The following is a 26,380-nucleotide window of genomic DNA, read 5'->3' on the forward strand; positions in this document are numbered from 1 at the left end:
CACCGCGGGCCGGGCGGGACTCTGACGACAGGGCTCTAGAGGGGGGTGACGTACGCGCCGGAGATGCCGCCGTCGACGAGGAAGTCGGTGGCGTTGATGAAGGAGGAGTCGTCGCTGGCGAGGAAGGCGACGGCGGCGGCGATCTCGGTGGGCTCCGCGAACCGGCCCAGCGGGATGTGCACGAGCCGGCGGGCGGCGCGCTCGGGGTCCTTGGCGAACAGCTCCTGCAGGAGCGGGGTGTTGACGGGCCCGGGGCACAGGGCGTTGACGCGGATGCCCTCGCGGGCGAACTGGACGCCGAGCTCGCGGGACATGGCCAGGACGCCGCCCTTGGAGGCGGTGTAGGAGATCTGGGAGGTGGCGGCGCCCATGATGGCGACGAAGGAGGCGGTGTTGATGATGGAGCCGCGGCCCTGGCGCTGCATGTAGGGCAGGGCGGCCTTGCAGCAGAGGTAGACGGAGGTGAGGTTGACGTCCTGGACGCGGCGCCAGGCGTCGAGTTCGGTGGTGAGGATGGAGTCGTCGTCCGGGGGCGAGATGCCCGCGTTGTTGAAGGCGATGTCGACGGAGCCGTAGGTGTCGAAGGCCGTCTTGAAGAGGGCGTCGACGTCCTCCTTGTCGGTGACGTCGACCTTGACGAAGAGGCCTCCGACCTCCTCGGCGGCGGCCTTGCCGGCCGTCTCGTCGATGTCGGCGCAGACGACGTGGGCGCCTTCGGAGGCGAGGCGGCGGGCGGTGGCGAGGCCGATGCCGCTGCCGGCTCCCGTGATGACGGCGGTGCGGCCGACGAGGCGGCGGCAGATGATCTCGGTGGGCTCTACGGACATGTGGTTCAGGCCTCCGTGCTGATGAAGACGTTCTTGGTCTCGGTGAAAGCGGTGAGGGCGTCGGGTCCGAGCTCGCGGCCGAGTCCGGACTGCTTGTAGCCGCCGAAGGGGGTCCAGTAGCGGACGCTGCTGTGGGAGTTGACGGACAGATTGCCGGCGGCGACGGCGCGCGAGACGCGCAGGGCTCGGCCGATGTCGCGGGTCCACAGGGAGCCGGAGAGGCCGTATTCGGTGGCGTTGGCCAGGCGTACGGCGTCCTCCTCGTCGTCGAAGGGCAGGACGACGGCGACGGGGCCGAAGACCTCCTCGGCGGCGACGGGCGCGGTGGGGGCGACGTCCGTGACGAGGGTCGGCGGGTACCAGAAGCCGGGGCCTTCGGGGGCGGTGCCGCGCACGGTGGTGAGGTCGTCGGTGACGAAGGACCGTACGCGGTCCAGCTGGGCCCGTGAGATCAGCGGGCCTACTTGCGTCTTCTCGTCGAGCGGGTCGCCGACGGCGACGGCCGCGATGCCGGGGGCGACGAGGTCGAGGAAGCGGTCGTAGGCGGAGCGCTGTACGAGGATGCGGGTGCGGGCGCAGCAGTCCTGGCCGGTGTTGTCGAGGAAGGCCATGGGGGCGGCGGCCGCGGCGGCCTCCAGGTCGGCGTCGGCGAAGACGATGTTGGGGCTCTTGCCGCCGAGTTCGAGGGTGACGCGCTTCACCCGGTCGGCGCACTTGGCCATGATCTGCTTGCCGACGCGTGTGGAGCCGGTGAAGACGATCTTCGCGACGCCGGGGTGTTCGACGAGCGCGTCGCCGGCGGTGTCCCCGCGCCCGGGGAGCACCTGGAAGAGGTGCTCGGGGATCCCGGCTTCGAGGGCGAGTTCGGCGAGGCGCAGCGCGGTGAGCGGGGTGGTCTCGGCGGGCTTGAGGATGACGGCGTTGCCGGCGGCGAGTGCCGGGGCGAGGCCCCAGGCGGCGATCGGCATGGGGAAGTTCCAGGGGGCGATCACGCCGATGACGCCGAGGGGTTCGAGGAAGGTGACGTCGATGCCGCCGGCGACGGGGATCTGGCGGCCGGAGAGCCGCTCCACTCCCCCGGCGGCGAAGTCGAGGAGGTCGCGTACGTTGCCGGCTTCCCAGCGGGCGTTGCCGATGGTGTGGCCGGCTTCGCGGACCTCCAGCAGGGCCAGTTCCTCGATGTGCCCGTCGACGACCGCGGCGAAGCGGCGCAGCAGGCGGGCCCGGTCGGCGGGGGCGGCCGCCGCCCAGGCGCGCTGGGCCGCCGCGGCCCGGGCGACGGCGGTGTCGACGTCGTCCCGTGTGGCGGCCGGGACGACGGCGACGAGTTCCTCGGTGGCCGGATTCAGCACACTCAGTTGAGAAAGGGCCTTCGCATCGGACACGTGGTGCCTCACAGTTTCGGTTCGGTGGTGTGCGGGGCTACAGGCGTTCGAAGGAGCGGCGCAGCTCCCAGTCGGTGACCGCGGAGTCGTAGGCGTCCAGTTCCACGCGGGCCATGTTGCGGTAGTGGGCGACGACCTCGGGGCCGAAGGCGGCCTTGGCGATCTCGCTGTTCTCCCAGAGTTCGGCGGCCTCGCGCAGGGTGGCGGGGACGTGGGCGTAGTCGCCGGTGTAGGCGTTGCCGGTGCAGATCGGCGGCAGTTCCAGGCGGTTCTCGATGCCGTAGAGCCCGGCCGCGACCAGGCCGGCGACGGCGAGATAGGGGTTGACGTCGCCGCCGGGGAGGCGGTTCTCGAAGCGCATGGAGCGGCCGTGGCCGACGACCCGCAGGGCGCAGGTGCGGTTGTCGAGGCCCCAGGCGACGGCGGTCGGTGCGAAGGATCCCGGCCGGAAACGCTTGTACGAGTTGACGTTCGGGGCGTAGAGAAGGGAGAAGTCGCGCAGCGCGGCGAGCTGGCCGGCCAGGAAGTGCCGCATCACGGGGGACATGCCGTGTTCCTCGTGGCCCTCTCCGGCCATCACGTTGCGTCCGTCGGTGTCGGTGAGTGAGAGGTGGATGTGACAGGAGTTGCCCTCGCGCTCGTCGTACTTGGCCATGAAGGTGAGCGAGACGCCTTCCTGGGCGGCGATCTCCTTGGCGCCGGTCTTGTAGACGGAGTGCTGGTCGCAGGTGGTGAGCGCCTCGTCGTAGCGGAAGGCGATCTCGTGCTGGCCGAGGTTGCACTCGCCCTTGGCCGACTCGACGGTCAGCCCGGCGGTCTGCATCTCGTTGCGGATCCGGCGCAGCAGGGGTTCGATGCGGCCGGTCCCGAGGACCGAGTAGTCGATGTTGTACTGGTTGGCGGGGGTCAGGCCGCGGTAGTTGGCGTTCCAGGCCTGTTCGTAGGTGTCCTGGAAGACCATGAACTCCAGCTCGGTGCCGACCATCGCGGTGTATCCGTGCTCGGCGAGGCGGTCCAGCTGGCGGCGCAGGATCTGCCGGGGGGCGGCCACGACGGGGGTGCCGTCGTTCCAGGCCAGGTCGGCCAGGATGAAGGCGCTGCCGGGGTTCCAGGGGATGCGGCGCAGGGTGGCGGTGTCGGGGTGCATGGCGAAGTCGCCGTAGCCCCGGTCCCAGGAGGACATCTCGTAGCCGTCGACGGTGTTCATGTCGGTGTCGACGGCGAGGAGGTAGTTGCAGCCCTCGGTGCCGTGCGCGAGGACCTCGTCCAGGAAGAACTGTGCGGCGAACCGCTTGCCCTGGAGCCGCCCCTGCATGTCGGGGAAGGCCAGGACGACTGTGTCGATCTCACCGCTGGCGACGAGGGCGCGGAGCTCCTCGGGCGCGAGCGGCGGCTTGCGGTCTACCACGGGATTCTCTCCTTCGGTGAGCCGAGGAGGCCTAAGGTATTGAATAGAACCATTGCTTGGGAAGGGGAGGAGCCGAGATGACCGATACGGCGAGCGAAGGCGACGCCGCCCGGCGCCTGAACCCGGTGCTGCGCCAGGTGCGGGCGGGCAACGGGTTCGAGGAGGCGCTGGAGCAGATCCTCCAGGTGGTCCGCCTGGGCCTGGTGCCCGGCGGCGAACGGCTGCCGCCCGAGCGCGAGCTGGCGGAGCGGATGGGAATCAGCCGGGTCACCCTGCGCGAGGTCCTGAAGGTGCTGCAGGACCAGGGGCTCGTGGAGGCGCGGCGCGGGCGGTACGGCGGGACGTTCGTACGCCCCCGCCCCGACACCCCGGCCGGCGGCACCGAGGAGGAGCTGCGCCGGCGGGTGGCGGGCGTGGACATCGAGGACGTCCTGCGCTTCCGCGAGGTGCTGGAGGTGGGGGCGGCCGGGCTGTGCGCCTCGCAGGGGCTGACCGAGGAGGGCACCGAACGGCTGCTGGCCGCGCTGGGGGCCACCCACGACGCACCGCTCGCCGACTACCGCCGCCAGGACACGCTCTTCCACCTCACCCTGTGCGAGCTCGCCGGGTCCGCCACCCTGACCGCCCAGTACGCGGCCGTCCGGGCCACCGTCAACGACCTGCTCGACTGCATACCGCTGCTGGTCCGCAACCTGGAGCACTCGCAGCAGCAGCACACCGCGCTGGTGGAGTCGGTGCTGGAACGGGACGCGGCCGGGGCGCGCGAGACCATGCGCGAGCACTGCTGCGGCACGGCGGCGCTGCTGCGCGGATTCCTCGCCTGAGGCGGACGGGGACGGCGGGCCGGGGGGTGTCCGAGAGGTTTTCGTAACTTCTGTTTTACGCAGAGGTCTTGCGCGCTCCGCTCCACTAGGACAAAGGTACGCCCCACAACCATTGCCCTGAGGCAGGAGCGCACGATGGCCGACGACATCGAGGCACGGCTGAGCGCCGTGCCCGCACCCACCACGTCACCCGCCGGCGGGGACGGCCCGGACGACTACCTGGAGCGCCGCACCCTGCGCCGCGGCAGCGCCGGCTGGCTGCTGCTGACCGGACTCGGCGTCGCCTACGTCGTCTCCGGGGACTTCTCCGGCTGGAACGTCGGCCTCGACAAGGGCGGCTTCGGCGGTCTCGCCATCGCCACCGTCCTCATGGGCGCCATGTACGCCTGCCTGGTCTTCTCCCTCGCCGAACTGTCCACCATCCTGCCGACGGCGGGCGGCGGCTACGGCTTCGCCCGCCGCGCACTGGGCCCCTGGGGCGGCTTCCTCACCGGCACCGCCATCCTCATCGAGTACATCCTGGCCCCGGCGGCGATCGTCATCTTCATCGGCGACTACGTGGAGTCCCTCGGCCTCTTCGGCCTGACCTCCAGCTGGCCCGTCTACCTCGGCTGCTTCGTGATCTTCATCGGGGTGCACCTGTGGGGCGTCGGCGAGGCCCTGCGCTTCAGCCTCGTCGTCACCGCGGTGGCCGTCGCCGCGCTGCTGATCTTCGCGGTGGGCGCCTTCACCGAATTCAGCGCCGACGGCCTGAACGACATCCCGGTCGACCCGGACGCCTTCGGCTCGAACTCCTGGCTGCCGCTGGGCCTGCTCGGCATCTGGGCCGCCTTCCCCTTCGGCATGTGGTTCTTCCTCGGTGTGGAAGGCGTACCGCTGGCGGCCGAAGAGGCCAAGGACCCGGTCCGCTCCATGCCGAAGGCCCTGGCCATCTCCATGGGCATCCTCGCCCTGCTCGCCCTGATCACCTTCTTCGCGGCGACCGGCGCGCAGGGCGCCGAAGCCGTCAAGTCGGCCGGCAACCCGCTGGTCGTGGCGCTGGAGGGGGACGGCGGCCCGACCGCCCTGAGCCGTTTCGTGAACTACGCGGGCCTGGCCGGCCTCGTCGCCTCCTTCTTCTCCCTCATCTACGCGGGCTCCCGCCAGCTCTTCGCCCTCTCCCGCGCCGGCTACCTGCCCCGCTTCCTGTCCCTGACCTCGAAGCGCAAGGCCCCGTACCTGGGGCTGATCATCCCCGGCGCGATCGGCTTCGCCCTGGCCGCGGCCACCGGCAACGGCGCCCGCATGCTCAACATCGCGGTCTTCGGCGCCACCATCTCCTACGCCCTGATGGCGCTCTCCCACATCGTGCTGCGCCGCCGGGAGCCGCAGCTGGAGCGCCCGTACCGCACCCCGGGCGGCATCCTGACCTCCTCGGTGGCCTTCGTCCTCGCCCTCTCGGCCCTGGTCGCCACCTTCCTGGTGGACAAGGACGCGGCGTTCATCGCGCTGGCCGTGTACGCCGTCGCCCTGGCCTACTTCGCCTTCTACAGCCGGCACCACCTCGTGGCCTCGGCCCCCGAGGAGGAGTTCGCGGCCCTCGCGGAAGCCGAGGCGGAACTGGCCCGCGACTGAAACCCTGTCACCGTCCGTCCCCGCCCCCTTCCGGAGGTATCGAACGTGCCCAGGCCGCTCATCGGCATCACCACCTACGTCGAGGAATCCACCCGCTACGGCGTGTGGGACGTCCCGACGTCCCTCGTACCGACCGGGTACCACGAACTCGTCCAGGCGGCGGGCGGCGCGGCCGTACTGCTGCCCCCGGACGAGCCCGGTGCGGCGGCGGAGGTGCTGAGCAGGGTGGACGGCCTGGTCGTCGCGGGCGGCCCGGACGTGGACCCGGTCCACTACGGCGCCGCGCGCGACCCCCGTACGGGCGCCCCCGCGACGGTCCGTGACCAGTGGGAGCTGGCCCTGATCGGCGCCGCGCTGGAGGCTGACGTGCCCGTACTCGGCATCTGCAGGGGCATGCAGGCGCTGAACGTGGCCCTGGGCGGCACGCTGATCCAGCACATCGACGGCCACGTCGACACCCCGGGCGTCATGTCCTGGCACCCGGTCCGCCCGGTCCCGGGCACCCGGTACGCGGACCTGGTCCCGGAGGAGGCACAGGTCCCGACCTACCACCACCAGGCGGTCGAACGCCTGGGCCGCGGCCTGGTCGTCTCGGCGCACGCGCTCGACGGCACGGTGGAGGCGATCGAGATCCCCGACCCGGCGCGCTGGGTGCTGGGCGTCCAGTGGCACCCGGAGCGGGACGAGGACACCCGGGTGATGGCGTCCCTGATCGAGGCGGCCACGGCACGCAGCGCGGTACCGGTGGCCTGACCGGCCGCCGGGCGCCGGGCTCCGGCACCTTCCCCGGCGCCGGAGCCCCGCGCCCGGCCCCGCCGCCTTCCCCTCGCTCCGCACGAATGGTCCTGCGGCCCCAGGACGTGCAGGCTGAAAAGATGAGCGCACAGGCACATGGCAAGGCGACCGGTCCGATGGCCGGGTTCCTGGACAACCCGGTCGTGGGCATGGCGCCGTGGATCATCTTCTCGCTGCTGGTCGGCCCGGGACGCTTCGAACTCGCGGTCGGACTGGCCCTGGCCGTGTCGGTCGCCCTGACCGTGCTGAGCCACCTGGTCGATCGCGACAGTTCCTGGAAGATTCTGGAACTGGCCGACATCGTCTTCTTCGCCGCGATGGCCGTGATCGGCGCCCTGGCGAGCGAGGGCACCCTGAACTGGCTGGAGACGTACGCGGGCGAAGTCGCCAACATCGCGCTGGCGGTGATCGCCTTCGGCTCGATGGCGGTCCGGATGCCGTTCACCCTCCAGTACGCCCGCGAGCAGGTCGATCCGTCGCTCTGGCACACCCGCGGCTTCCTGCGGACCAACTACATGATCACTGGGGCCTGGGGCATCGCCTTCCTCGTGGCGGCCGCCGCGGGGGCCTACGGGGACCTGGTCCTGCACAACCCGAGCAACATGTGGACCGGCTGGATCATCCAGATCCTGGCGATCGTCGCCGCGGTGAAGTTCACCGTCTGGTACCCGGACGTGGCCCGCGCCCGGGCGGTCCGCGAGGCCGCCGGCCTGCCTCCCGAGCCCACGCCGTGGGCGGGGTTTCTGGTGCCGCTGGCGGGCACGCTCGTACCGGTCGGCATCGCCGTCCTGATCTTCGACAACATGTGGTGGCTGGGAGCCGCGTTGATCGTCGTGGGCTCGCTCCTGACGAAAACCCTCCAGTCCCGGGCCGATCAGGAACCCGCCTGACGGCGGGCTCCCGCCCCCCTCCCACCCGTCAGCGGCTGAAGACGACCGAGCGGAGCGTCAGGCGCTCCGAGCCCCGGCCCGTGAGGGGCCGCAGGGTGAAGTGGTCGCCCTCGCCTCGTATCTCGCGCTCGTGGACACCGCGAACGGCGTCGCGGTCCAGCAGGACCCCACCGCGTGGATGTTCCCGAACCTCGACCTGACCATCCATCTGCACCGGCAGCCGCGCGGCCCCTGGACCGGCCTGGACACCACCGTCACCTTCGGCCCGTCGGGGCAGGGGCTCACCAGCAGCGTCCTGCACGACCTCGACGGCCCGGTCGGCCACGCCGAACAGATCCTCACGGTCCGCCCGCTCTCCTAGGGGGTCCCGCGGGTCAGGGACAGCAGGTCCCGGGCCGGGCCCGCCGGGCGGGCGCCCGCCGGCCAGACCGCCCGCAGGGCCCGGCCCAGCTCGGCGCCCGTCACCGGCACCTCCACCAGACGGCGCGCCGCCAGCTCGTCCACCACCGCCAGCTCCGACAGCACGCACGGCCCCGCGCCGCCCAGCGCGGCCGCCTTCACCGCCGTCGTCGACGCCAGCTCCAGCAGCGGCGCGGCCAGCCCGCCGTGCCCGGCCAGCGCCGCGTCCAGCACCTGGCGCGTGCCCGACCCCCGCTCCCGCAGGATCAGCGGCGTCGCGGCCAGCTCCGCCGCCTCCACCCCCCGCGAACGCCGTGCCCACGGATGGACCGGCGCCACCGCCACGACCAGCCGGTCCTGCGCGATCACCGCCGAGTCCAGCCCCTCGGGCACCGACAGCCCCTCCACGAAGCCCAGGTCGGCCTCGTGCGTGAGCACCCGCTGCACGACCACCGCCGAATTACCCGCGTGCAGCGACACCGCCGTGTCCGGCCGCTGCCCGCGCAGCGCGATCAGCCACCCCGGCATCAGGTACTCGGCGATGGTCATACTGGCCGCCACCCGCAGCCGCGAGTCCCGCCGCCCCCGCAGCGCCTGCGCCCCCGCGTCGAAGGCCTCCGCAGCCTCCACCACCCGCCGGGCCCAGTCGGTGACCAGCGCCCCCTCGGCCGTCAGCGTCGACCCCCGCGGGGACCGGTCCACCAGCGCCACACCGAGCCGGGTCTCCATCGCCCGGATCCGGCTGCTCGCCGCGGGCTGGGTGATGCCCAGCCGCCGGGCGGCCCCGCTCAGACTCCCGACCCGGGCCACCGCCAGCAGCAGCTCCAGCGCCCCCAGGTCCGGTACGCGGTGCGCCAGCGGAACCAAGTTCTCCTCACCCATAACATCAGTTTATGGCCTTATAGACAGATGATCCCTGCCGTTCGGCCCACCCCGGCATGACGCTGGACCCATGGCCACCACCCTCGTGCGACCCCGCACCCTCACCGAACCCGCACCCACCGCCCACAAGGCACCGGCGCTGCGACACCTCGGCCCCAACTGGTACGCCTCCGTCATGGGCACCGCGATCGTCGCCACCGCCGGCGCGACCCTCCCGTACCAGCTCCCCGGCCAGCGCGTGGCCTGCCGGCTCGTCTGGGCGCTGTCCGCCGTCGCCCTCGCCGTCCTGCTCACCGCCCGCGCCGGGCACTGGCTCCACCACCGCGACCAGGCCCGCGCCCACCTGCTCGACCCCGCCGTCGCCCCGTTCTACGGCTGCCTGCCGATGGCGCTGCTGGCCGTCGGCGGCGGCACCCTCGTCGTCGGCAAGGACCTCATCGGCACCGGCGCCGCCGTGGCCGTGGACGCCGTGCTGTTCACCGCGGGCACCGCGATCGGCCTGGTCGCGGCCGTGGCCGTGCCGTACCTGATGGTGGTGCGCCACAAGGTCGACCCCCGGCAGGCCACCCCCGTGTGGCTGCTGCCCCTCGTCGCCCCCATGGTCTCCGCCGCCCTCGGCCCGCTGCTGATACCCCACCTGTCCCCCGGCCAGCCCCGCGAGGCCATGCTGCTGGCCTGCTACGCCATGTTCGGGATCAGCCTGCTCGCCACCCTGCTGATGCTCCCCCTGATCCTCGGCCGGCTGATCGTGGCCGGCCCGCTGCCCCTGGCCCTGACCCCGACCCTGTTCCTCGTCCTCGGCCCGCTCGGGCAGTCCACCACCGCCGTGAACCAGCTCGCCGACATGGCCCCCCAGGCGATCGGCGCCCCCTATGCCGGCGCGCTCGGCGCCTTCGCGGTCGTCTACGGGGTGCCCGTGATGGGCTTCGCCCTGCTGTGGCTGGCGCTCGCCGTGTGCCTGCTGGTCCGGGCGGCCCGGGAGGGCATGGGCTTCGCGATGACCTGGTGGGCGCTGACCTTCCCCGTCGGCACGTGCGTCACCGGCGCCGCCGGCCTGGCCCGCCACACCGGCCTCACCGCCCTCGCCTGGCTCGCCGCGGCCCTCTTCCTCGCCCTCCTGACCGCCTGGCTCCTGGCCACCCTCCACACCCTCCGAGGCCTCCTGACGGGCCGCCTCCTCCCTACGGGGCCGCCCGGCGGTCTGGTCAGGTCGGAGTGCTCGGCTGAGCCGGGGTACCGGCGCGGTGCGTGACCCCTGCGGGGTTGCTCGGCGGTCCGGTCAGGCCGGAGTGCGCGGCTGGACCGGGGTACGGGCACGGTCCGGGTCGGTCGGGGTGCGCCGGACCCCTGCGGGGCTGCTCGGCGGTCCGGTCAGGCCTGAGTGCGCGGCTGGACCGGGGTACGGGCACGGTCCGGGTCGGTCGGGGTGCCGGGCAGGGGTATCTCCTCGGCTCGGCGCGTGCTGCCTTGGCCCGGCCAGGCGGCTCTGGTCGCGCCTCGTCCTGCGGGGACACCCCTGCCCGTCCCCCCTCCAGCAGCGCGAGCCGGCTCCGGGAACCATGGTGTTGCCCAGGCGGAGCCGTGCCGTGGGGCGGGGACACGGCGGAGTGTCCCCGCAGGACGAGGCGCGACCAAGGCCGCCTGGCCCGGGACGAACAGTCCGCGCCGAGCCGAGGAGACATTCCGCCGGGGCACCGCCCCACCCTGTGCACTCCTGGCCGGCGAAATCCAGCCCCGCCGGCGTTTGAGGCGCGGGGTCTGGGGCGGAGCCCCAGCACCCCCGGCGGGAGCCGAAGCGCACCGCCCCGCACCGCACACCACCGCCCAGCAGGACCAGTGGCCACCCCGGCGGGAGCCGATCAGCGCGCCGCCCGCAGGGCCTGCGCCAGTACCGTCGGCGCCTCCGCCAGCGATGGCCCGTACCAGGTCAGGTGGCGGCCACTGACGAGCGCCGCCGGCAGGCCGGGGAAGGCCTCCGGCCCGTCGCCCGCCGCGAAGGCGTACGGCTCGTCCGGCAGCACCACCAGATCACAGCCCGCCGCGGCCAGCTCCTCCACCGAAACCCGCGGGTACCGCTCCGCATGCCCCGCATAAACGTTCCGCACGCCCAGCCGCCCCAGCAGATCCCCCGCGAAGGTGTCCCGGCCCAGCACCATCCACGGCCGCCGCCACACCGGCACGAAGGCCGTGAGCTCTTCCACCGGCACCGCGCGGGCCCACGCCGCCTCCGCGTCCACCAGCCACCCGGGCCTCGCCAGCCCCAGCGCCCCCACCAGTACCCGGTCCAGTTCTCGCAGCGCCTGCGGAAGGTCGCGGATCTCGGTGACGAGCACCTCCACGCCCGCCGCGCGCAGCGCGTCCAGGTCCGGTGCCCGGTTCTCCTCCTCGTTGGCGATCACCAGATCCGGGCGGAGTGCCGCGATCCTGCCCACGTCGGGGTTCTTCGTCCCGCCGATCCGCTCCGCGCCCCCGAGGTCCGCGGGGTGCGTGCACCAGTCGGTCGCCCCGACCAGCAGACCCGGCGCGCTCACGGCCACCGCCTCCGTCAGCGACGGCACCAGCGACACGACGCGCCGCACGCCGCTCACTGCCCGGGGGACGGGGGCTCGGACGTCGCGTGGATGTGGTCGCCCACCGCGACCACCAGGATCCGGGTGTCCTCGCTGACGGCCCGCCAGCGGTGGCGCACGCCCCCGGAGAGGAACAGCGCGTCCCCGCTCTCCAGCCGGTACGCCCGGCCCTCGGCCTCGACCTGGCAGGCGCCCTCGACCACGTACATGAGTTCGTCGTTGCGGTGCTGGTACTCGCGCCCGGCGTCCTGGTCCCCGGTGAACTCCAGGGCGTGCAGCTGGTGGTGGCCGCGGACGAGGGGCCGTACGCCCGGCACGGGGGTCAGCCCGGACTCGTCCCCGGCCCGTACGAGGTCCACCGTGCGCGCGGTGTCGGAGGCGGCCAGCAGCTCGACGGCCGTGGTCTCCAGGGCGTCCGCGACGCGCTCCAGGGAGCGCATGCTGGGCCGGGCCCGCTCGTTCTCTATCTGACTCAGGAAGGGCACCGACAGACCGCTCCGCGCCGACACGGCGGCCAGCGTCAGGTGGAGCGCACGGCGGCGCTTGCGCACGGCCACTCCCACCCGCAGCGGTTCCTTGCCGTCCTTGTCCTTGCTCTTGTCGTCCCTGTCGTCCAGCTTGCCGCTCAGGCCGTCCGTGCCGTCCCTGTCGTTCATCTCGGGGCTGCCCTCCCCATGTCCGTCGCACATCGGTGTGCTGTAAGCACCTTACGCAGCAACCGCCCCCGGTTTCGCCCGCACCGGTCTTCCCGTACCCACCCGCTCACGGTGCGTGGTGTTCAGGGGGGCGGTCGGGTGCGCGTGGGGGCGCCCGGTGACAGGAAGGGCGCCATGGCGCATTGCGGCATCATCGTCTCCGTGACGACACGACGCCTGATGCTCCTGGACACCGCCTCCCTCTACTACCGCGCCTACTTCGGGGTGCCGGACTCCGTGAAGGCCCCGGACGGCACCCCGGTCAACGCCGTGCGCGGGCTCCTCGACTTCATCGCCCGGCTCGTTCAGGACCACCGGCCGGACGACCTGGTCGCGTGCATGGACGCCGACTGGCGGCCGCACTGGCGGGTGGAGCTGATCCCCTCATACAAGGCGCACCGGGTCGCCGTCGAGACAGAGACGGGCCCCGATGTGGAGGAGACCCCGGACACGCTCGCCCCGCAGGTACCGATCATCGAGGCCGCCCTGGACGCCTTCGGCATCGCCCGGGTCGGCGTCGCCGGGTACGAGGCGGACGACGTGATCGGGACGCTCACCTCCCGCGCGACGGGCCCGGTCGACATCGTCACCGGCGACCGGGACCTGTACCAGCTCGTGGACGACGCCCGGCAGCGGCGGGTGCTGTACCCGCTCAAGGGCGTGGGCACCCTGCAGGTGACCGACGAGGCGTGGCTGCGGGAGAAGTACGGGGTGGACGGCCCCGGTTACGCGGACCTCGCCCTGCTGCGCGGCGACCCGAGCGACGGCCTGCCGGGCGTCCCCGGCATCGGTGAGAAGACGGCGGCGAAGCTGCTCGACGCCTACGGGAACCTGGCCGGGATCGTCGCGGCCGTCGACGACCCGAAGTCGAAGCTGACCCCCACCCAGCGCAAGCGGCTGGACGAGTCACGGCCGTATCTGGCGGTGGCCCCGAAGGTGGTCAAGGTGGCCTCCGACGTGCCGCTTCCGCAGTTCGACGCGGTCCTTCCGGCGGCCCCGGCGCAGCCCGAGCTGGTCGACGCACTAGCCCATCGGTGGGGATTGGGTGGGGCTGTGTCCCGTCTGAGCGGCGCCCTGCGCTTCTGAGGTGCTAACTTAGGTAAGGCTAAGTTTCATGGGAGTCAGGGGATACCGTGGCAGAAGGACGCGGCCGCTCTGTCGGCACCGCCGTTGTCGTACGCACCGAGCGGCTCTCGCCGCACATGGTGCGGCTCGTGCTGGGTGGTGAGGGCCTGGCCGACTTCGGCGCGGGCGAGTACACCGACCATTACGTGAAACTCCTCTTCGCTCCCGAGGGTGTCGCCTACCCTGCTCCGTGGGACCTGGAACGTATCCGCGGCGACTTTCCGCGGGCGCAGTGGCCGCGCCAGCGCGCCTACACCGTGCGGAACTGGGACCCGGTCCGCAACGAGGTGACCCTCGACTTCGTCGTCCACGGCGACGAGGGCCTGGCCGGCCCGTGGGCCGCCCGTGCCCGGCCGGGCGAGATCGTGCACTTCCTCGGCCCGGGCGGCGCCTACGCCCCGGACCCGACAGCGGGCTGGCACCTCCTGGTCGGTGACGAGAGCGCGCTGCCGGCGATCGCCGCGGCCATGGAGCGGATGCCGGCGGGCGCGCGGGTCCACGCCATCGTGGAGATCGACGGCCCGGCCGACGAGCTGAAGGTCGCCACCCCCGACGGCGTCGCACCGGTCTGGCTCCACCGCGGCGACCGCCCGGTCGGCGCGGCCCTCGTCGAGGCGGTCCAGGCCATGGAGTTCCCCTCGACGGACGTCCACGCCTTCGTCCACGGCGAAGCCGGCTTCGTCAAGGACCTGCGCCGCCACCTCCGCCTGGAGCGCGGCATCGCCCGCGAACGCCTGTCGATCTCGGGCTACTGGCGCCTGGGCGAGACGGACGAGGGCTGGCGCGCGATCAAGCGCGACTGGAACGCAACCGTCGAAGCCGAACAGGAACACCGCGCCGCCGCCTGACCCTCCGGGGCGGTCAGCGGTCCGTCCCCCGGGCCCCGCGGGGGCGGCACCCCGCACGCTCCAGCCCCGCCGGCGTTCGAGGCGCGGGGGCACGGGCGCGGCGCCCCCGCAACGGCGTCGCACCGCGCACCCCCGGCCGCGGCGCGCGCCAACCGGCGTACGGCGGGAGAATGTCCCCATGCGTACGCTTCGCACCCTCGGAGCGGCAGGGGCCGCGGTCCTCCTCACCGCCTCGGCGGCCACGGCGGCACCGAGCCCGCCCCCCGCTCCGCGCCCCCAACTGACCGACGCCGCCGTCGGCAGGGCCGTCGCCGCCCTAGACGGCTCCATCGCGGAAAAGATGCGCCGCACCGGCGTCCCGGGCGTCGCGGTCGCCGTCGTCCACAACGGCGAGGTGGTCTACCTCAAAGGCTTCGGCCTGCGTCGCACCGGCGAGAGTGCCAAGGTCGACCCCGACAGCGTCTTCCAGCTGGCCTCCGTCTCCAAGCCCGTGTCCTCCACCGTCATCGCCGGCGCCCTGGCCGATCCCGGTGCCTGGGACAAGCCCCTTGCCGGCTCCCTCGCCGGTTTCGCCCTCAAGGACCCCTGGGTCACCTCCCACGTCACCCCCGCCGACCTGTTCTCGCACCGCAGCGGCCTCCCCGACCACGCCGGGGACCTCCTCGAGGATCTCGGCTACGACCGGGCCTACATCCTCGACCACCTGCGCGAGGAGCCGTTGACCCCCTTCCGTGCGAGCTACGCCTACACCAACTTCGGGCTCACCGCCGCCGCCGAGGCCGTCGCCCGTGGCCAGGGCGTGAGCTGGCAGAAGCTCAGCGAGGACACGCTCTTCAAGCCCGCCGGGATGACCCGCACCAGTACCGAGTTCGACGCCTACGCCAAAGCCCCGGACCGGGCGTGGGGCCACGTCCGCAACCCGGACGGCACCTGGAGCCCCCGCTACGTCCGCGACGCCGACGCCCAGACCCCTGCGGGCGGGGCCAGCTCCACCGCCCGCGACATGTCCCGCTGGCTGCGGCTCCACCTGGACACCGGCAGCCTGGACGGGAAGCGGATCGTCCCGGCCGACGCCCTCGCCCGCACCTACCAGCCCGAGATCGTGTCCCAGGCCGTGACCGGCCGCGGCACCCCGCAGTTCTACGGGCTCGGCTGGAACGTCTCCTACGACGACGCGGGCCGGCTGCGCCTGAGCCACTCCGGGGGCTTCGCCCTCGGCGTGAACTCCAACGTCACGATGCTCCCGCTGGAGCGGCTCGGCATCGTCGTCCTGACCAACGGCGCCCCGGTCGGGCTGGCCGACTCCGTCGCCCTGGACTTCTTCGACACGGCCCAGTACGGCAAGCCCACCACCGACTGGTTGCCGCTGGTGGCCGCGAGCTACGCCCAGACGTTCTCAGTCGGCCGGTCCGAGACCGACTACGCCCACCCGCCCGCCGGTGCGAAGCCGGCCCGCGACAGCGCCGCGTACACCGGCACCTACGACAACCCCTACTACGGCAAGGCCACCGTCACCGCCGCCGGCGACGGCGCGCTCACCCTCTCCCTCGGCCCGAAGCCGATGCGCTTCCCGCTGACCCACTACGACGGCGACACCTTCAGCTTCGAGACCACCGGCGAGAACGCCGTCGGCCGCACCGGCGTGTTCTTCACGGACGGCAAACTCCGCGTCGAGTACCTCGACGAGAACCACCTGGGCACCTTCACCCGGCAGTAGCCGCATAGCCTGTCCCCGATGAGACGCAGAACCCAGCCGCCCCCCTCGCCCCTCCCCCAGCGGGCCGGCATCGACCCGGTCCGGCTCCGGCTGCCGCCCGACCCCGGCGGGACCTGGCCGGACCTCGGCAGCTACCTCACCGCCCGCTACGCCGGCACCCGCGGCGAGGAGTCCATGGCGCGGCTGCTGGCCGCCGGCCGGGTCCTGGGCCCGGGCGGCCGGGTGCTGCGCGCGCGGGACCCGTACGAGCCCGGCGGCTACCTGTGGTTCCACCGGGACACGGAACCGGAGCCCCGGGTGCCGTTCGCGGTCCGCGTGGTCCACCGGGACGAGCACCTCCTCGTCGTGGACAAGCCGCATTTCCTGGCGACCACCCCGCGCGGCAGCCACATCACCGAGACCGCCCTGGCCCGGCTGCGCGAGGAGCTGGACCTGCCCGGGCTCAGCCCGGCACACCGGCTGGACCGGCTCACCGCGGGCCTGGTGATGTTCAGCGTCCGGCCCGAGGACCGCGGCGCCTACCAGCTCCTCTTCCAGCGGCGCGAGGTGCACAAGGAGTACGAGGCCCTCGCGCCCCGCGACGCGGCGCTGGCCTTCCCGCGCACGGTCCGCAGCCGGATCGAGAAGGTCCGCGGGGTGATCGCCGCGACCGAGGTCCCCGGCCCGCCCAACGCCGAGAGCCTGATCGAACTCGTCGACGTCCGCGGCGGCCTGGGCCGCTACCGGCTGACCCCGCACACCGGCCGCACCCACCAGCTGCGGGTGCACATGAACGGCCTGGGCCTGCCCATCCTGGGCGATCCGGTCTACCCGCAGGTCACCGACCCGGCTCCGGACGACTACCGGCGGCCCCTGCAACTCCTCGCCCGGGTACTGGCGTTCACCGACCCGGTCACCGGCACCGCACACCGCTTCGACAGCACCCGCACCCTCCAGGCCTGGCACGACCGCCCCGGCTGGGAGGCGGGCACCTCCCAGCCGGCGACGCCCCGGTACGGCTAGCCGACGGAGCTGTAGGCCACCACGCCCCGCAGGAGCGCGTCGACGGCCTTGCGGGCGTTCTTCGCGACCGTGCTGCCGCTGTCGCCGGCGGCCGACGGGGCCGCCGCCGCGATCTGCCCGAGCACGTCGATGACCTGCTTGCACCAGCGCACGAAGTCACCGGCCGGCATCTCCGCCTCGCGCAGCACCTCGTCCAGGCTCTTGTCGGAGGCCCACTGGTACGCCGCCCACGCGAAGCCGAGGTCCGGCTCGCGCTGGCCCACGCCCTCCGCCTGGTTGATGCGGTACTCCTCCTCCAGCGCGTCGAGCCGCCCCCAGATGCGGACCATCTCGCCGAGCGCCGCCTTCGCCGCGCCGCCCGGTACCTTCGGCGCGACCGCGTCGTCGGACTGCCGGGCCTCGAAGACCAACGCCGAGACGCAGGCGGCCAGTTCGGCAGGGTTCAGGCCCTCCCAGATCCTGGCGCGCAGGCATTCGGACGCCAGCAGGTCGAGCTCGCCGTACAGCCGGGCGAGCCGCTTGCCGTGCACGGTGACCTCGTCCTCGCGCAGGTAGTCCAGCTCGGTCAGCAGGGCGTGGATCCGGTCGAAGGTACGGGCGATGGTGTTCGTCCGGCCCTCGATCCGCCGCTCCAGCGCTTGCGTGTCCCGCTTGAGCCGGTGGTAGCGCTCCGCCCAGCGGGCGTGGTCCTCGCGCTCGTCGCAGCCGTGGCAGGGGTGCGCCCGCAGCTCGGTGCGCAGCCTGGCGATCTCACGGTCGTCGGCGGCCGCGGCCCGGCCGCGGGAGCGCCGCTCCGGGGTGATGTGCCCGGCCTTGCTGCGCAGCTGGGACGCCAGGTCCCGACGGGACTGCGGCGAGCGGGCGTTGAAGGTCTTGGGGATCCGCATCCGGTCGAGCGCCTCGACCGGGACCGGGAAGTCGATCGCGGCGAGCCGCTTGACCTGCCGCTCGGCGGTGAGCACCAGCGGGCGCGGGCCCTCGGCGTACTCGTAGCCGCGGCTGCCGTGGACCCGTCCGGCCGGTACGCCCGGGTCCAGGACCAGCGCGAGTCCGGCGAACTTGCCCGTCGGCACGTGGATGATGTCGCCCGGCTTGAGCTTCTCCAGTGAACTGGCCGCCTGCACCCGCCGCTGGGCCGCGCCCTGCTTGGCCAGCTCCGTCTCGCGGTCCTTGAGGTCGCGGCGCAGCTGCGCGTACTCCTCGAAGTTCCCCAGGTGGCAGGTCATGCCCTCGCGGTAGCCCTCCAGTCCCTCCTCGTTGCGCTGGACCTGCCGGGAGATCCCGACGACCGAGCGGTCGGCCTGGAACTGTGCGAAGGAGGTCTCCAGCAGCTCGCGCGAGCGGTGCCGCCCGAACTGGCTGACCAGGTTGACGGCCATGTTGTACGAGGGCTTGAAGCTGGAGCGCAGCGGATACGTACGGGTGCCGGCGAGGCCGGCGAGTCCGGCCGGGTCCATGCCCCGCTGCCAGAGCACGACGGCGTGGCCCTCGACGTCGATGCCGCGCCGGCCGGCCCGGCCGGTCAGCTGCGTGTACTCGCCGGGGGTGATGTCGGCGTGCTGCTCGCCGTTCCACTTGACCAGCTTCTCCAGGATCACCGTGCGCGCGGGCATGTTGATGCCGAGCGCCAGGGTCTCGGTGGCGAAGACGGCCTTGACCAGGCCGCGGACGAAGAGCTCCTCCACGACCTCCTTGAAGGTCGGGAGCATGCCGGCGTGGTGCGCGGCGATGCCCCGCTCCAGGCCTTCGAGCCACTCGTAGTAGCCCAGGACGTGCAGGTCCTCGGTGGGGATGGCGGCGGTGCGGGCCTCGACCAGCTCACGGACCTTCAGCCGCGCGGCCTCGTCGTTGAGCCGCAGGCCCGCGAACAGGCACTGCTGGACGGCGGCCTCGCAGCCGGCCCGGCTGAAGATGAAGTTGATGGCGGGCAGCAGCCCGTCGTTGTCGAGGCGGGCGATGACCTCGGGGCGGGACGGGGTCCAGATCCGGCCGCGGGAGCGCCGCTCGCGCTCGCGGTCGGCCTCGCGGATCATCTTGCCGCGCCGCCGGTCCTTGGGGCTGTAGCTGCGGCTGTTCTCCTCGCGGGCCATGCGCAGCAGGTCGGGGTTGACCTCCCGGCGCGCGGAGCCGCGGCCGCCGTGGTCGGACTCCTCCTCGAAGAGGTCGTGGATCCGGCGGCCGGCCATGACGTGCTGCCACAGCGGCACGGGCCGCTCCTCGGAGACGATCACCTCGGTGTCGCCGCGCACGGTGTCGAGCCAGTCGCCGAACTCCTCGGCGTTGGACACGGTGGCGGAGAGGGAGACCAGGGTCACCGACTCGGGGAGGTGGATGATCACTTCCTCCCAGACGGCTCCGCGGAACCGGTCGGAGAGGTAGTGGACCTCGTCCATCACGACGTAGCCGAGGCCGAGGAGGGACTGGGAGCCCGCATACAGCATGTTGCGGAGCACCTCGGTGGTCATCACGACCACCGGCGCCTCGGAGTTGACGCTGTTATCGCCGGTCAGCAGGCCGACCCTGTCGGCGCCGTAGCGCTTGACGAGGTCGGCGTACTTCTGGTTCGAGAGCGCCTTGATCGGCGTCGTGTAGAAGCACTTGCGGCCCTGGGCGAGGGCCAGGTGCACGGCGAACTCGCCGACAATGGTCTTGCCCGAGCCGGTCGGGGCGGCGACGAGGACGCCCTTGCCGGCCTCCAGCGCCTTGCATGCCTCCACCTGGTACGGGTCCAGGTCGAAGTCGTACATCTCGCGGAAGGGGGCCAGGGCGGTGGCCTCTTCGGCGGCGCGGATCCGGGCAGCGGCGTACCGCTCGGCGGGTGAGAGTTCTTCGGTCATCTTGCTGTCGAGCCTACCCGCCGGGTCTGACAACAGTCTCGATCATTTATGTGAGGAGCCGGACCGCCCCGGGCACACACTCGGCGGTCACCGGGAGGGGCCCGAGGGGCTCCCCGTCGACGTACGCGGTCAGTCCGGGCGACTCCAGGGTGATCTTCCGGGCGCGGTGGACGCTCACCTTGGGGTGGGAGACGTGTCCGCCCCGGTAGACCCGCGGGAACACCGTCAGCAGGGTGGCCCGGCCGCAGTCGCCGACGACCGTGACGTCGAAGAGGCCGTCGTCGGGTGCGGCGTCCGGGCAGATGCGCATGCCGCCGCCGTAGGAGGAGCCGTTGCCGACGGCCACCAGCGTGGCCTCGGTCTCGATCACCGGGCCGTCGTCGAGGGTGATGCGGTAGGGGAAGGGCCGGAAGGCGGCCAGTTCCGCGATCATCGCCAGGTCGTACTTGAAGCGGCCGGCCGGCAGCCGCATCCGGTTGCCGCGGTCGTTGACCTTCGAGTCGAAGCCGGAGCACAGCACGGTCCCGTACCAGGTGCTGCCCACGCGCCCGAGGTCGACGTCGCGGATCCGGCTCTCCTTGAGCGCCTCGGCGGCCAGCCGGCCGGCCCGCGCGGGATCGCGTACGGGCAGGCCCGTGGCCCGGGCGAAGTCGTTGCCGGTGCCGACCGCGACCACGCCGAGCGGCACCGGGGTGCCGGCGAGCGCCTGGAGCGCCAGGGAGACCATGCCGTCGCCGCCCACCGCGACCACGGCGCCGGTGCCCTCGCGGACCGCGCCGGTCAGCCGGGCCAGCGCGTCGGGTGCGTCGGCGCCCACCAGGGTCCGTACGGAGAAGCCTGCCGCCCGCAGAGCGGAAGCGGCCGGCTGCGCGGCGTGCGCGCCCCGGCCGCGTCCCGCGGTGGGATTGACGAAGAGAGTGACCTCGTAGCTCACTCCCGGGAATGTACCGGAGCCCGTCCGCGGGCCCGGGCGCCCCGGGGACCCCCGGCAGTGCCGGGGGCGTACCCGTCAGGTGGCGTCGTCGTACCCGTTGATCCGCTGGCGTCCGCCGTCGGCCTGTCCGGGCAGCGCGGCGGGGGCCTGGACGGTTTCCATCCGGCCGATCGGCTCGGGGGTGAGGTCGAGCTGCGAGGCCTCGTCGTCACTCAGGCCCGCGTCGGGGTCGTTGCGGCGGCGCCGGCGGTCGTTGAGGAGGCAGAGGCCGACGGCCGCGAAGTAGAGGGCCACGATGGGCAGGGCCAGCGCGAGCATGGTCGGCGGGTCACCGGTGGGCGTCGCGAAGGCGGCGAAGACCGTGATGCCGAGGACCATGCCCCGCCACCAGCCGGCGAGGCGCTTGCCGGTGAGCACGCCGGTGAAGTTCAGCAGGATCAGCAGCAGCGGCAGCTCGAAGGCGAGACCGAAGACGATCACCATGCGGGTGACCAGGTCGAGGTAGTCGTCGACCGGCAGCAGGTTGCGCGCGTGGTCGGGCGTGAACTCCAGCATGATCATCGCGGTCTGCGGGAGGATCTTGTACGCGAGCACGGCGCCGGCCATGAACAGGGGCGCTCCGACCGCGACGAAGCTGCGCGCGTACTTCTTCTCGTGGCTGTGCAGCCCGGGCGCGGCGAACGCCCACAGCTGGTAGAGCCACACCGGTGCGGAGAGCACGACACCGGCCATCAGCGAGACCTTGAGGGCGATCGAGAACGCCGAGATCAGGCCGTTCACGGTCATGTCGGCACAGGGGCGCCCGTTGCGCTGGGTCACCACCCCGTTGGTGCAGCCGACGGAGTCCAGCATCGGCTTCAACAGGAAGTTGATGATGTCCCGGTAGAAGAAGGCCGCGATGATCGTGATGACGAGGATCGCCAGGACCGACTTCAGCAGGCGGTTACGCAGTTCGCGCAGGTGCTCGACGAGAGGCATGCGCCCTTCGGCGTCCTTTGCCTTTCGTTCTTGCTTCTCCTGCTTGCGGGCAGACTTGAGCAACCCACGTCCCTTGTCTCGTTGCAGATGACTGGCGTGACGGGCGTCCGTCAGCCCTGGGCGGTGCGGTTCGGCTCGCTGACCGGCCGGGAGCTGGTGACGTCACCGGGCGCCGCCTGGATGGTGCGCGGGGCGACCGGCTGCTGCGCGGAGGCGTCGGCGGCCGGGGCGGCGGCCGCGTCGTCGGACTCGCCGTCCTTCTTCATGGCCTTGGCCTCGCTCTTGAGGATGCGGGCCGACTTGCCGAGGGAGCGGGCCATGTCGGGGAGCTTCTTGGCGCCGAACAGCAGGATGATGACTCCGAGAATGACGAAGATTTCCCAACCCCTGAGGTTGCCGAACATAGGTATCTTCCTTTTCTCCGAGGTTCACAGCACACCGGACACGGGCGCCTGGGACTGTCTCTACCGAGGATCGTAACCCCAGGGGGTAAACGCCCGGCAATCCCCCGGCATACCCCGGCTTGCGTCCTGGCCGGTTGTCAATCCCCCGGTCACACGGCTGTCTCGTTCGTTACGGCCGTACGTCGTGGCCCGCTCGCGCCAGCCCCGCCGCCTCCCGCTCCAGGTCGGCCGACGCGGCGCCGATCCGCCGGCCGGCCAGCGCCACCTCCGCGGAGAGCCGTCGCACCTCCGTGTACACGCGCACGGCGAGCACGGCGAGCACGGCCACTCCGAGGAAGCCCAGGACAATTGCGAACATCGGCCACAGCATGGGGCCGAGCCTAGGCCACCGGCCGCCTCAGATGCTGCGCAGGGTGCTGACGCCGCCGCCGGTCAGCAGCTCCACGATGCGGTCGCCGGCCGGCTTGCGGACGGCGGCACCGCATGCAGGACACGTGAAGGAGTAGAACGTGGCCCTGCGGCTGCCGCCGATGGCCAGCCGCAGGGCGCCCGCGTCCAGCTCGAAGCGGGCGCGGCACTCGGGACAGGAGGCCTTGAAGGCGACCGGCCCGGACGTTGGAGACATCGACCGCGCTCCCCTCAGACCTGTTCCCCGTACCCCGCGAGGGCCTCCCGGGCGGCGCTGCGCGCGCTGTCCGCCAGTTCGGCGGGGGCCACGATCCGCCCCTCCCGGCCCAGCCGCAGCGCGAGACGGCGCAGCGAGCCCGGGTCGGGGGTGCGCAGCGTGATGCGCAGGCCACCGTCCGCGAGCTCCTCGGCGCTGTCGTGCGGGTAGTACTCGGCGACCCAGCGTCCGCCGGGGCCGACCTCGACGACGACCTCCGGGTCCTCGGCGGACGGCTGGACGAGGCCCTCGGACAGGTCGCGCGGCTCGATGGCGGGCGGTTCCGCCCGCTCGTCCAGCAGCCGGATTTCGGCCACCCGGTCGAGCCGGAAGGTGCGCCGGGCCTCGGAGAGGTGGCACCAGCCCTCCATGTAGGTGTGTCCCACCGCGAAGAGCCGGATGGGGTCGACCTCGCGCTCGGTGAGCTCGTCACGGGCCGGCGAGTAGTAGCGCAGCCACAGCCGCCGACGTTCGGCGATGGCCCGGTCGACGTCCGCGAAGACCCCGCCCTCGGACTCGAAGGTCACCGACAGCCGGGAGCTGGCCCCGGCCGCCTCGCCGGCGGCCGCCTCCAGCTTCGCGGTGGCCCGCAGCAGGGCGTCCCGGTCGCTTTCGCGCAGCCCCGGCAGCGTCGCCACCGCGCGCGCGGCGACGAGCAGCGCGGTCGCCTCGTCGGCGGCCAGCCGCAGCGGTTCGGCGGTGGACTCTCCCGAGGCGTCGGGATTGCGCCACCAGATGCGCTCCCCGTCGGTGTCGATGTCGAGCAGGTCCCCGCCCCGGAAGCTGGTGCCGCACATGGGCAGCACGTCGAGGTCCGAGATCAGCTCGTCCTCGGTGATGCCGAAGGCGCGGGCGACGTCGGCGACGTGCGCACCCGGGCGCTCGCGCAGGTACGTCACCAGGGACAGCATCCGGCGGGTCTGGTCGATGGCGTTGGCAGCCATGCTGGTACGTCTCCCCCTCAGGGCACGTCTGTGGATGTCGCGGTGATGAATGGTGCGGCGGCGGGCGGACCGGCCCGGCACCGGGGGCGGTACCCGGAAAGCGTGTCAGGCCCCGGCCACTGCCCGCAGCCGGTCGACCACGTCCGCGCGCAGATCGGCGGGCCCGACCACGACGACGTCGGGGCCGAACTCCACCAGCCAGGCGTCGAGCCCGTGCCCGTAGGGGATCTCCAGCTCGTCCCAGCCGTCCGCGCCCTCGCGGACCGCCGTGGCCTTGGCCCGCAGCGGGTAGCCGGCCCCGGCCCGCAGCCGGATCAGCGCGGACCGGTCCGCGCTCTCCCCGGCCCAGCTCGCCACGGTCTCCCGTACGGTCACCACGTCCGGTACCTCCGCGGTGTACTTCGCCGCGCGCGAGCGGACCTTCCCGGTGATCCGCGAGAGCCGGAACACCCGCTCCGCCCCGCGGTCGCGGTCGAAGCCGGCCAGGTACCAGTGGCCGCGCCAGCACTCCAGCGCCCAGGGCTCCACCTGACGGGTCTCGGGCCGGGCCGCGGTCGACTTGCGGTAGTCGAAGACCACCGGCCGGCGGTCCCGGCAGGCCAGCATCAGCGGCTCGAAGGCCGCCTCGTGGACCGGGATCCGCGGTTCGATGGCGCTGGACTGGCCCTCGTACGGGTTGTCGGCCTCCGGCATCCCGCCCGCCCGCAGCTTCTGCAGGGCGCCACTGGCGGCTCCCGCGAGGCGGGCCTGCTGCCAGACCTTGGCCGCCAGCCCCAGGGCCGCGGCCTCCTCCGCGTCGAGGGAGACCGGGGGCAGCCGGTTGCTGTCCCGGCGGGCCAGGTAGCCCGTCTCCCCCTCCAGGTTCTCCACCGTCTCGATCACCAGACCGAGTTCACGCAGGTCGTCCTTGTCCCGCTCGAACATGCGGTTGAAGGACTCGTCGTTGCCGGCTTCCATGTAGGCCTCGATCGAACCGCGCAACTCGCGCTTGCTCAGCGGCCGGCGGGTCCCCAGCAGACACAGCGCCAGATTCATCAGACGCTCGGCCTTGGCAATCGCCATCGACGCCCTTCCCCCCGTTCTCGACACACACTCGTGACCGTTGACCGTACCGCCCCGGCGGTCCCGGACAAAAAGCGAGGGCCCCCGCCTCACGGCGGGGCCCCTGCACTGCTCACGGATGTTCCGTTCAGCCGACCTTGACCAGGTCGCAGACGAAGATCAGCGTCTCGCCCGGGGCGATCGCACCGCCCGCGCCACGGTCGCCGTAGGCCAGGTCGGCCGGGATGACCAGCTTGCGGCGGCCGCCGACCTTCATGCCCTGGACACCCTGGTCCCAGCCGGCGATGACCTGACCGACGCCGAGCTGGAACTGGAGCGCGGAACCGCGGTTCCAGGAAGCGTCGAACTCCTCACCGGTGGAGAAGGCCACACCCACGTAGTGGACGGAGACACGGTCGCCGGCCTTGGCCTCGGCACCGTCGCCCAGCCAGATGTCCTCCTTGACCAGCGTGGTCGGGGCCGGGCCCTCGGGGAAGTCGATCTCGGGCTTTTCGAGCTTGTCGCTCACGGAACTGCTCCTCAAACTATGTGGACAACCGGGACAGTCTTACATCACCGCGAGGATGTCGAGACTGAAGACCAGCGTCGAGTTGGCCGGGATGGTCCCCTGCTCCTTGTCCCCGAAGCCCATGTCCGGCGGGATCACCAGCAGGATGCGGCTGCCGACCTTCTTGCCGACGATGCCGTCCTTCAGGCCCTTCACCTGCAGCTGCTCCAGCGGCCAGGTCACCGACTGCCCGGAGGTGTAGGTGCTCTCGAACGTCTTGTCGTCCTTCCAGGTCTTGCCGTGGAACTTGACGACGACGCTGTTCGTGTCCGTCACCGCCGGACCGTCGCCCTCCAGGACGTAGTTCGACACCAGCTTCGCCGGCGGGGTGACGTCCTTCGGGACGGCCACGGAGACTTCCTTGCCGTCCGTGTTCGTACCGACCTTCGGCAGGTCCTTGTTGTCCTGCGCGACTTCCTTGCCCGTGGCCGAGGCCGGGACCGTGGCACCCTTGACGATGTCCACGACGAACACCAGCGTGGCGTTCCCCTTGATCTTCGGGGGCGAGCCCTGGGCTCCGTAGCCGAGGTCCGGCGGGATCACCAGCACGACACGGCTGCCGACCTTCTGACCCTCCAGGCCCTGGTCCCAGCCCTTGATGACGGCGCCCGCGCCGATCGTCACGTCGAACGGCTTGCCCTTGCCGAAGCTCTGGTCGAAGGGCTCGGCACCGTCCCACACCTGGCCGTAGTAGTTGACCTGGGCGATGTCGCCCTTCTTCAGCACCTGGCCGGTGCCCTCCTTGACGGTCACCACCTTCAGCTCCTTGGGCGGCTCGCCCTTCCCCTTGGCCAGGGTGGGCGTCTCCCCGAACTCGGCGCCCTTCGTGATCGCGGGCGCTCCGTTCTTCATCTGGGCGGAGTCGGAGCCGCTGTCGTCGCCACAGGCCGCTGTCGACAGCAGCAGAAGGGGTACGACAAGCAGGCCGGCAAGTCGGCGCACGTGTTCCTCAGATCTCAGACGGCAAGGCGGTCGCCCGCCACTCTAAGCCGTGCACAGGGCCCCGTACGAGAGACGTACGGGGCCCCG

At 72.4% G+C, this 26,380-nt stretch carries 25 protein-coding genes and 1 pseudogene; 10 read left to right on the forward strand and 16 right to left on the reverse strand.

Annotated features, from left to right (window positions below):
* Positions 1-35 precede the first annotated feature (35 nt).
* Genes NRK68_RS07145 through NRK68_RS07155 form a run of 3 tightly spaced genes read right to left on the reverse strand, consistent with a single transcriptional unit; the run spans position 36 to position 3,620 of the window.
* Complete coding sequence (locus NRK68_RS07145; protein WP_031150387.1) at positions 36-827, reverse strand: 3-oxoacyl-ACP reductase; 792 nt, start codon at positions 825-827, stop codon at positions 36-38.
* 5 nt (positions 828-832) lie between these two features.
* Positions 833-2,212, reverse strand: a complete 1,380-nt coding sequence (locus NRK68_RS07150; RefSeq protein WP_183067654.1) for an aldehyde dehydrogenase family protein — start codon at positions 2,210-2,212, stop codon at positions 833-835.
* 37 nt (positions 2,213-2,249) lie between these two features.
* The gene (locus tag NRK68_RS07155; protein ID WP_257855362.1) at positions 2,250-3,620 is read right to left on the reverse strand and encodes a glutamine synthetase family protein; all 1,371 of its coding nucleotides are present in this window, start codon (positions 3,618-3,620) and stop codon (positions 2,250-2,252) included.
* A gap of 77 nt (positions 3,621-3,697) precedes the next feature.
* On the opposite strand from NRK68_RS07155, the gene NRK68_RS07160 reads away from it, so the two are divergent.
* The 5 genes and pseudogenes from NRK68_RS07160 to NRK68_RS07180 all read left to right on the forward strand — a co-directional run.
* Complete coding sequence (locus NRK68_RS07160) at positions 3,698-4,444, forward strand: FadR/GntR family transcriptional regulator (RefSeq protein WP_257855364.1); 747 nt, start codon at positions 3,698-3,700, stop codon at positions 4,442-4,444.
* A gap of 135 nt (positions 4,445-4,579) precedes the next feature.
* Entirely contained in the window at positions 4,580-6,058 is a 1,479-nt protein-coding gene (eat, locus tag NRK68_RS07165) for an ethanolamine permease (RefSeq protein ID WP_220819195.1), read from the forward strand.
* Positions 6,059-6,103: 45 nt separating this feature from the next.
* Complete coding sequence (locus tag NRK68_RS07170; protein ID WP_183067657.1) at positions 6,104-6,811, forward strand: gamma-glutamyl-gamma-aminobutyrate hydrolase family protein; 708 nt, start codon at positions 6,104-6,106, stop codon at positions 6,809-6,811.
* A gap of 122 nt (positions 6,812-6,933) precedes the next feature.
* Positions 6,934-7,743 carry a hypothetical protein gene (locus NRK68_RS07175; RefSeq protein ID WP_183067658.1) on the forward strand — a complete coding sequence of 270 codons (810 nt, stop codon included), beginning with the start codon at positions 6,934-6,936 and terminating at the stop codon, positions 7,741-7,743.
* A 64-nt stretch (positions 7,744-7,807) separates the two neighbouring features.
* Positions 7,808-8,104, forward strand: a pseudogene (locus NRK68_RS07180) (thioesterase family protein); the annotation flags it as partial.
* Here NRK68_RS07180 and NRK68_RS07185 read toward each other — a convergent pair.
* Positions 8,101-9,024, reverse strand: coding sequence for a LysR family transcriptional regulator (locus tag NRK68_RS07185; protein ID WP_046780450.1), 924 nt, complete (start codon positions 9,022-9,024; stop codon positions 8,101-8,103). The pseudogene NRK68_RS07180 and the gene NRK68_RS07185 sit on opposite strands and share 4 nt — an antisense overlap.
* Before the next feature lie 70 nt (positions 9,025-9,094).
* Between NRK68_RS07185 and NRK68_RS07190 the strand changes: the two genes are divergently transcribed.
* Positions 9,095-10,276 (forward strand): TDT family transporter, encoded by a 1,182-nt coding sequence (locus NRK68_RS07190; protein ID WP_183067660.1) that lies wholly within the window; start codon positions 9,095-9,097, stop codon positions 10,274-10,276.
* Between the two features lie 607 nt (positions 10,277-10,883).
* Here NRK68_RS07190 and NRK68_RS07195 read toward each other — a convergent pair.
* Positions 10,884-11,603: a helical backbone metal receptor gene (locus tag NRK68_RS07195; protein ID WP_373023481.1), complete on the reverse strand. Its 720-nt coding sequence runs from the start codon at positions 11,601-11,603 to the stop codon at positions 10,884-10,886.
* Positions 11,604-11,608: 5 nt separating this feature from the next.
* Entirely contained in the window at positions 11,609-12,157 is a 549-nt protein-coding gene (locus tag NRK68_RS07200; RefSeq protein ID WP_183067710.1) for a helix-turn-helix domain-containing protein, read from the reverse strand.
* Positions 12,158-12,469: 312 nt separating this feature from the next.
* Between NRK68_RS07200 and NRK68_RS07205 the strand changes: the two genes are divergently transcribed.
* The 4 genes from NRK68_RS07205 to NRK68_RS07220 all read left to right on the forward strand — a co-directional run bounded on the left by NRK68_RS07205 (position 12,470) and on the right by NRK68_RS07220 (position 16,981).
* Entirely contained in the window at positions 12,470-13,375 is a 906-nt protein-coding gene (locus tag NRK68_RS07205) for a 5'-3' exonuclease (protein ID WP_183067711.1), read from the forward strand.
* A 47-nt stretch (positions 13,376-13,422) separates the two neighbouring features.
* The gene (locus NRK68_RS07210) at positions 13,423-14,262 is read left to right on the forward strand and encodes a siderophore-interacting protein (protein WP_257855369.1); all 840 of its coding nucleotides are present in this window, start codon (positions 13,423-13,425) and stop codon (positions 14,260-14,262) included.
* A 178-nt stretch (positions 14,263-14,440) separates the two neighbouring features.
* The gene (locus tag NRK68_RS07215; protein ID WP_257855370.1) at positions 14,441-15,979 is read left to right on the forward strand and encodes a serine hydrolase; all 1,539 of its coding nucleotides are present in this window, start codon (positions 14,441-14,443) and stop codon (positions 15,977-15,979) included.
* An 18-nt stretch (positions 15,980-15,997) separates the two neighbouring features.
* Positions 15,998-16,981 carry an RluA family pseudouridine synthase gene (locus NRK68_RS07220; RefSeq protein WP_183067664.1) on the forward strand — a complete coding sequence of 328 codons (984 nt, stop codon included), beginning with the start codon at positions 15,998-16,000 and terminating at the stop codon, positions 16,979-16,981.
* On the opposite strand, the gene NRK68_RS07225 is transcribed toward NRK68_RS07220, so the two are convergent.
* The 10 genes from NRK68_RS07225 to NRK68_RS07270 form a co-directional block, all read right to left on the reverse strand.
* A complete protein-coding gene (locus NRK68_RS07225; protein ID WP_257855371.1) occupies positions 16,978-19,818 on the reverse strand; it encodes a DEAD/DEAH box helicase in 2,841 nt (946 codons plus the stop codon). The genes NRK68_RS07220 and NRK68_RS07225 overlap by 4 nt on opposite strands.
* A 46-nt stretch (positions 19,819-19,864) precedes the next feature.
* Positions 19,865-20,752: a diacylglycerol kinase gene (locus NRK68_RS07230; RefSeq protein ID WP_257855375.1), complete on the reverse strand. Its 888-nt coding sequence runs from the start codon at positions 20,750-20,752 to the stop codon at positions 19,865-19,867.
* 75 nt (positions 20,753-20,827) lie between these two features.
* A complete protein-coding gene (gene tatC, locus NRK68_RS07235) occupies positions 20,828-21,793 on the reverse strand; it encodes a twin-arginine translocase subunit TatC (RefSeq protein WP_183067667.1) in 966 nt (321 codons plus the stop codon).
* A gap of 47 nt (positions 21,794-21,840) precedes the next feature.
* The gene (gene tatA, locus NRK68_RS07240; protein WP_046780508.1) at positions 21,841-22,134 is read right to left on the reverse strand and encodes a Sec-independent protein translocase subunit TatA; all 294 of its coding nucleotides are present in this window, start codon (positions 22,132-22,134) and stop codon (positions 21,841-21,843) included.
* A gap of 169 nt (positions 22,135-22,303) precedes the next feature.
* Positions 22,304-22,504, reverse strand: a complete 201-nt coding sequence (locus tag NRK68_RS07245) for a hypothetical protein (protein ID WP_183067668.1) — start codon at positions 22,502-22,504, stop codon at positions 22,304-22,306.
* 27 nt (positions 22,505-22,531) lie between these two features.
* The gene (locus NRK68_RS07250) at positions 22,532-22,759 is read right to left on the reverse strand and encodes a CpXC domain-containing protein (protein ID WP_183067669.1); all 228 of its coding nucleotides are present in this window, start codon (positions 22,757-22,759) and stop codon (positions 22,532-22,534) included.
* Positions 22,760-22,773: 14 nt separating this feature from the next.
* Positions 22,774-23,742, reverse strand: a complete 969-nt coding sequence (locus NRK68_RS07255) for a helix-turn-helix transcriptional regulator (RefSeq protein ID WP_046780510.1) — start codon at positions 23,740-23,742, stop codon at positions 22,774-22,776.
* Between the two features lie 105 nt (positions 23,743-23,847).
* Positions 23,848-24,804 carry a helix-turn-helix transcriptional regulator gene (locus NRK68_RS07260; protein WP_046780511.1) on the reverse strand — a complete coding sequence of 319 codons (957 nt, stop codon included), beginning with the start codon at positions 24,802-24,804 and terminating at the stop codon, positions 23,848-23,850.
* A gap of 127 nt (positions 24,805-24,931) precedes the next feature.
* Positions 24,932-25,312: an FKBP-type peptidyl-prolyl cis-trans isomerase gene (locus NRK68_RS07265; protein ID WP_046780512.1), complete on the reverse strand. Its 381-nt coding sequence runs from the start codon at positions 25,310-25,312 to the stop codon at positions 24,932-24,934.
* Between the two features lie 39 nt (positions 25,313-25,351).
* Positions 25,352-26,293 carry an FKBP-type peptidyl-prolyl cis-trans isomerase gene (locus tag NRK68_RS07270; RefSeq protein WP_183067671.1) on the reverse strand — a complete coding sequence of 314 codons (942 nt, stop codon included), beginning with the start codon at positions 26,291-26,293 and terminating at the stop codon, positions 25,352-25,354.
* Positions 26,294-26,380: the final 87 nt, after the last annotated feature.

The sequence above is a fragment of the Streptomyces yangpuensis genome (assembly GCF_024666385.1).
In the GTDB taxonomy this organism is placed as follows: Bacteria; Actinomycetota; Actinomycetes; order Streptomycetales; family Streptomycetaceae; genus Streptomyces; species Streptomyces yangpuensis.

Bases quoted from the DNA above. Each gene is read 5' to 3' on its own strand.
- NRK68_RS07145 (WP_031150387.1), bottom strand. From the start codon at position 827: ATGTCCGTAGAGCCCACCGAGATCATCTGCCGCCGCCTCGTCGGCCGC.
- NRK68_RS07160 (WP_257855364.1), top strand. From the start codon at position 3,698: ATGACCGATACGGCGAGCGAAGGCGACGCCGCCCGGCGCCTGAACCCG.
- eat (WP_220819195.1), top strand. From the start codon at position 4,580: ATGGCCGACGACATCGAGGCACGGCTGAGCGCCGTGCCCGCACCCACC.
- NRK68_RS07175 (WP_183067658.1), top strand. From the start codon at position 6,934: ATGAGCGCACAGGCACATGGCAAGGCGACCGGTCCGATGGCCGGGTTC.
- NRK68_RS07185 (WP_046780450.1), bottom strand. From the start codon at position 9,024: ATGGGTGAGGAGAACTTGGTTCCGCTGGCGCACCGCGTACCGGACCTG.
- NRK68_RS07190 (WP_183067660.1), top strand. From the start codon at position 9,095: ATGGCCACCACCCTCGTGCGACCCCGCACCCTCACCGAACCCGCACCC.
- NRK68_RS07205 (WP_183067711.1), top strand. From the start codon at position 12,470: ATGCTCCTGGACACCGCCTCCCTCTACTACCGCGCCTACTTCGGGGTG.
- NRK68_RS07215 (WP_257855370.1), top strand. From the start codon at position 14,441: ATGCGTACGCTTCGCACCCTCGGAGCGGCAGGGGCCGCGGTCCTCCTC.
- NRK68_RS07220 (WP_183067664.1), top strand. From the start codon at position 15,998: ATGAGACGCAGAACCCAGCCGCCCCCCTCGCCCCTCCCCCAGCGGGCC.
- NRK68_RS07225 (WP_257855371.1), bottom strand. From the start codon at position 19,818: ATGACCGAAGAACTCTCACCCGCCGAGCGGTACGCCGCTGCCCGGATC.
- tatA (WP_046780508.1), bottom strand. From the start codon at position 22,134: ATGTTCGGCAACCTCAGGGGTTGGGAAATCTTCGTCATTCTCGGAGTC.
- NRK68_RS07245 (WP_183067668.1), bottom strand. From the start codon at position 22,504: ATGCTGTGGCCGATGTTCGCAATTGTCCTGGGCTTCCTCGGAGTGGCC.
- NRK68_RS07250 (WP_183067669.1), bottom strand. From the start codon at position 22,759: ATGTCTCCAACGTCCGGGCCGGTCGCCTTCAAGGCCTCCTGTCCCGAG.
- NRK68_RS07255 (WP_046780510.1), bottom strand. From the start codon at position 23,742: ATGGCTGCCAACGCCATCGACCAGACCCGCCGGATGCTGTCCCTGGTG.
- NRK68_RS07260 (WP_046780511.1), bottom strand. From the start codon at position 24,804: ATGGCGATTGCCAAGGCCGAGCGTCTGATGAATCTGGCGCTGTGTCTG.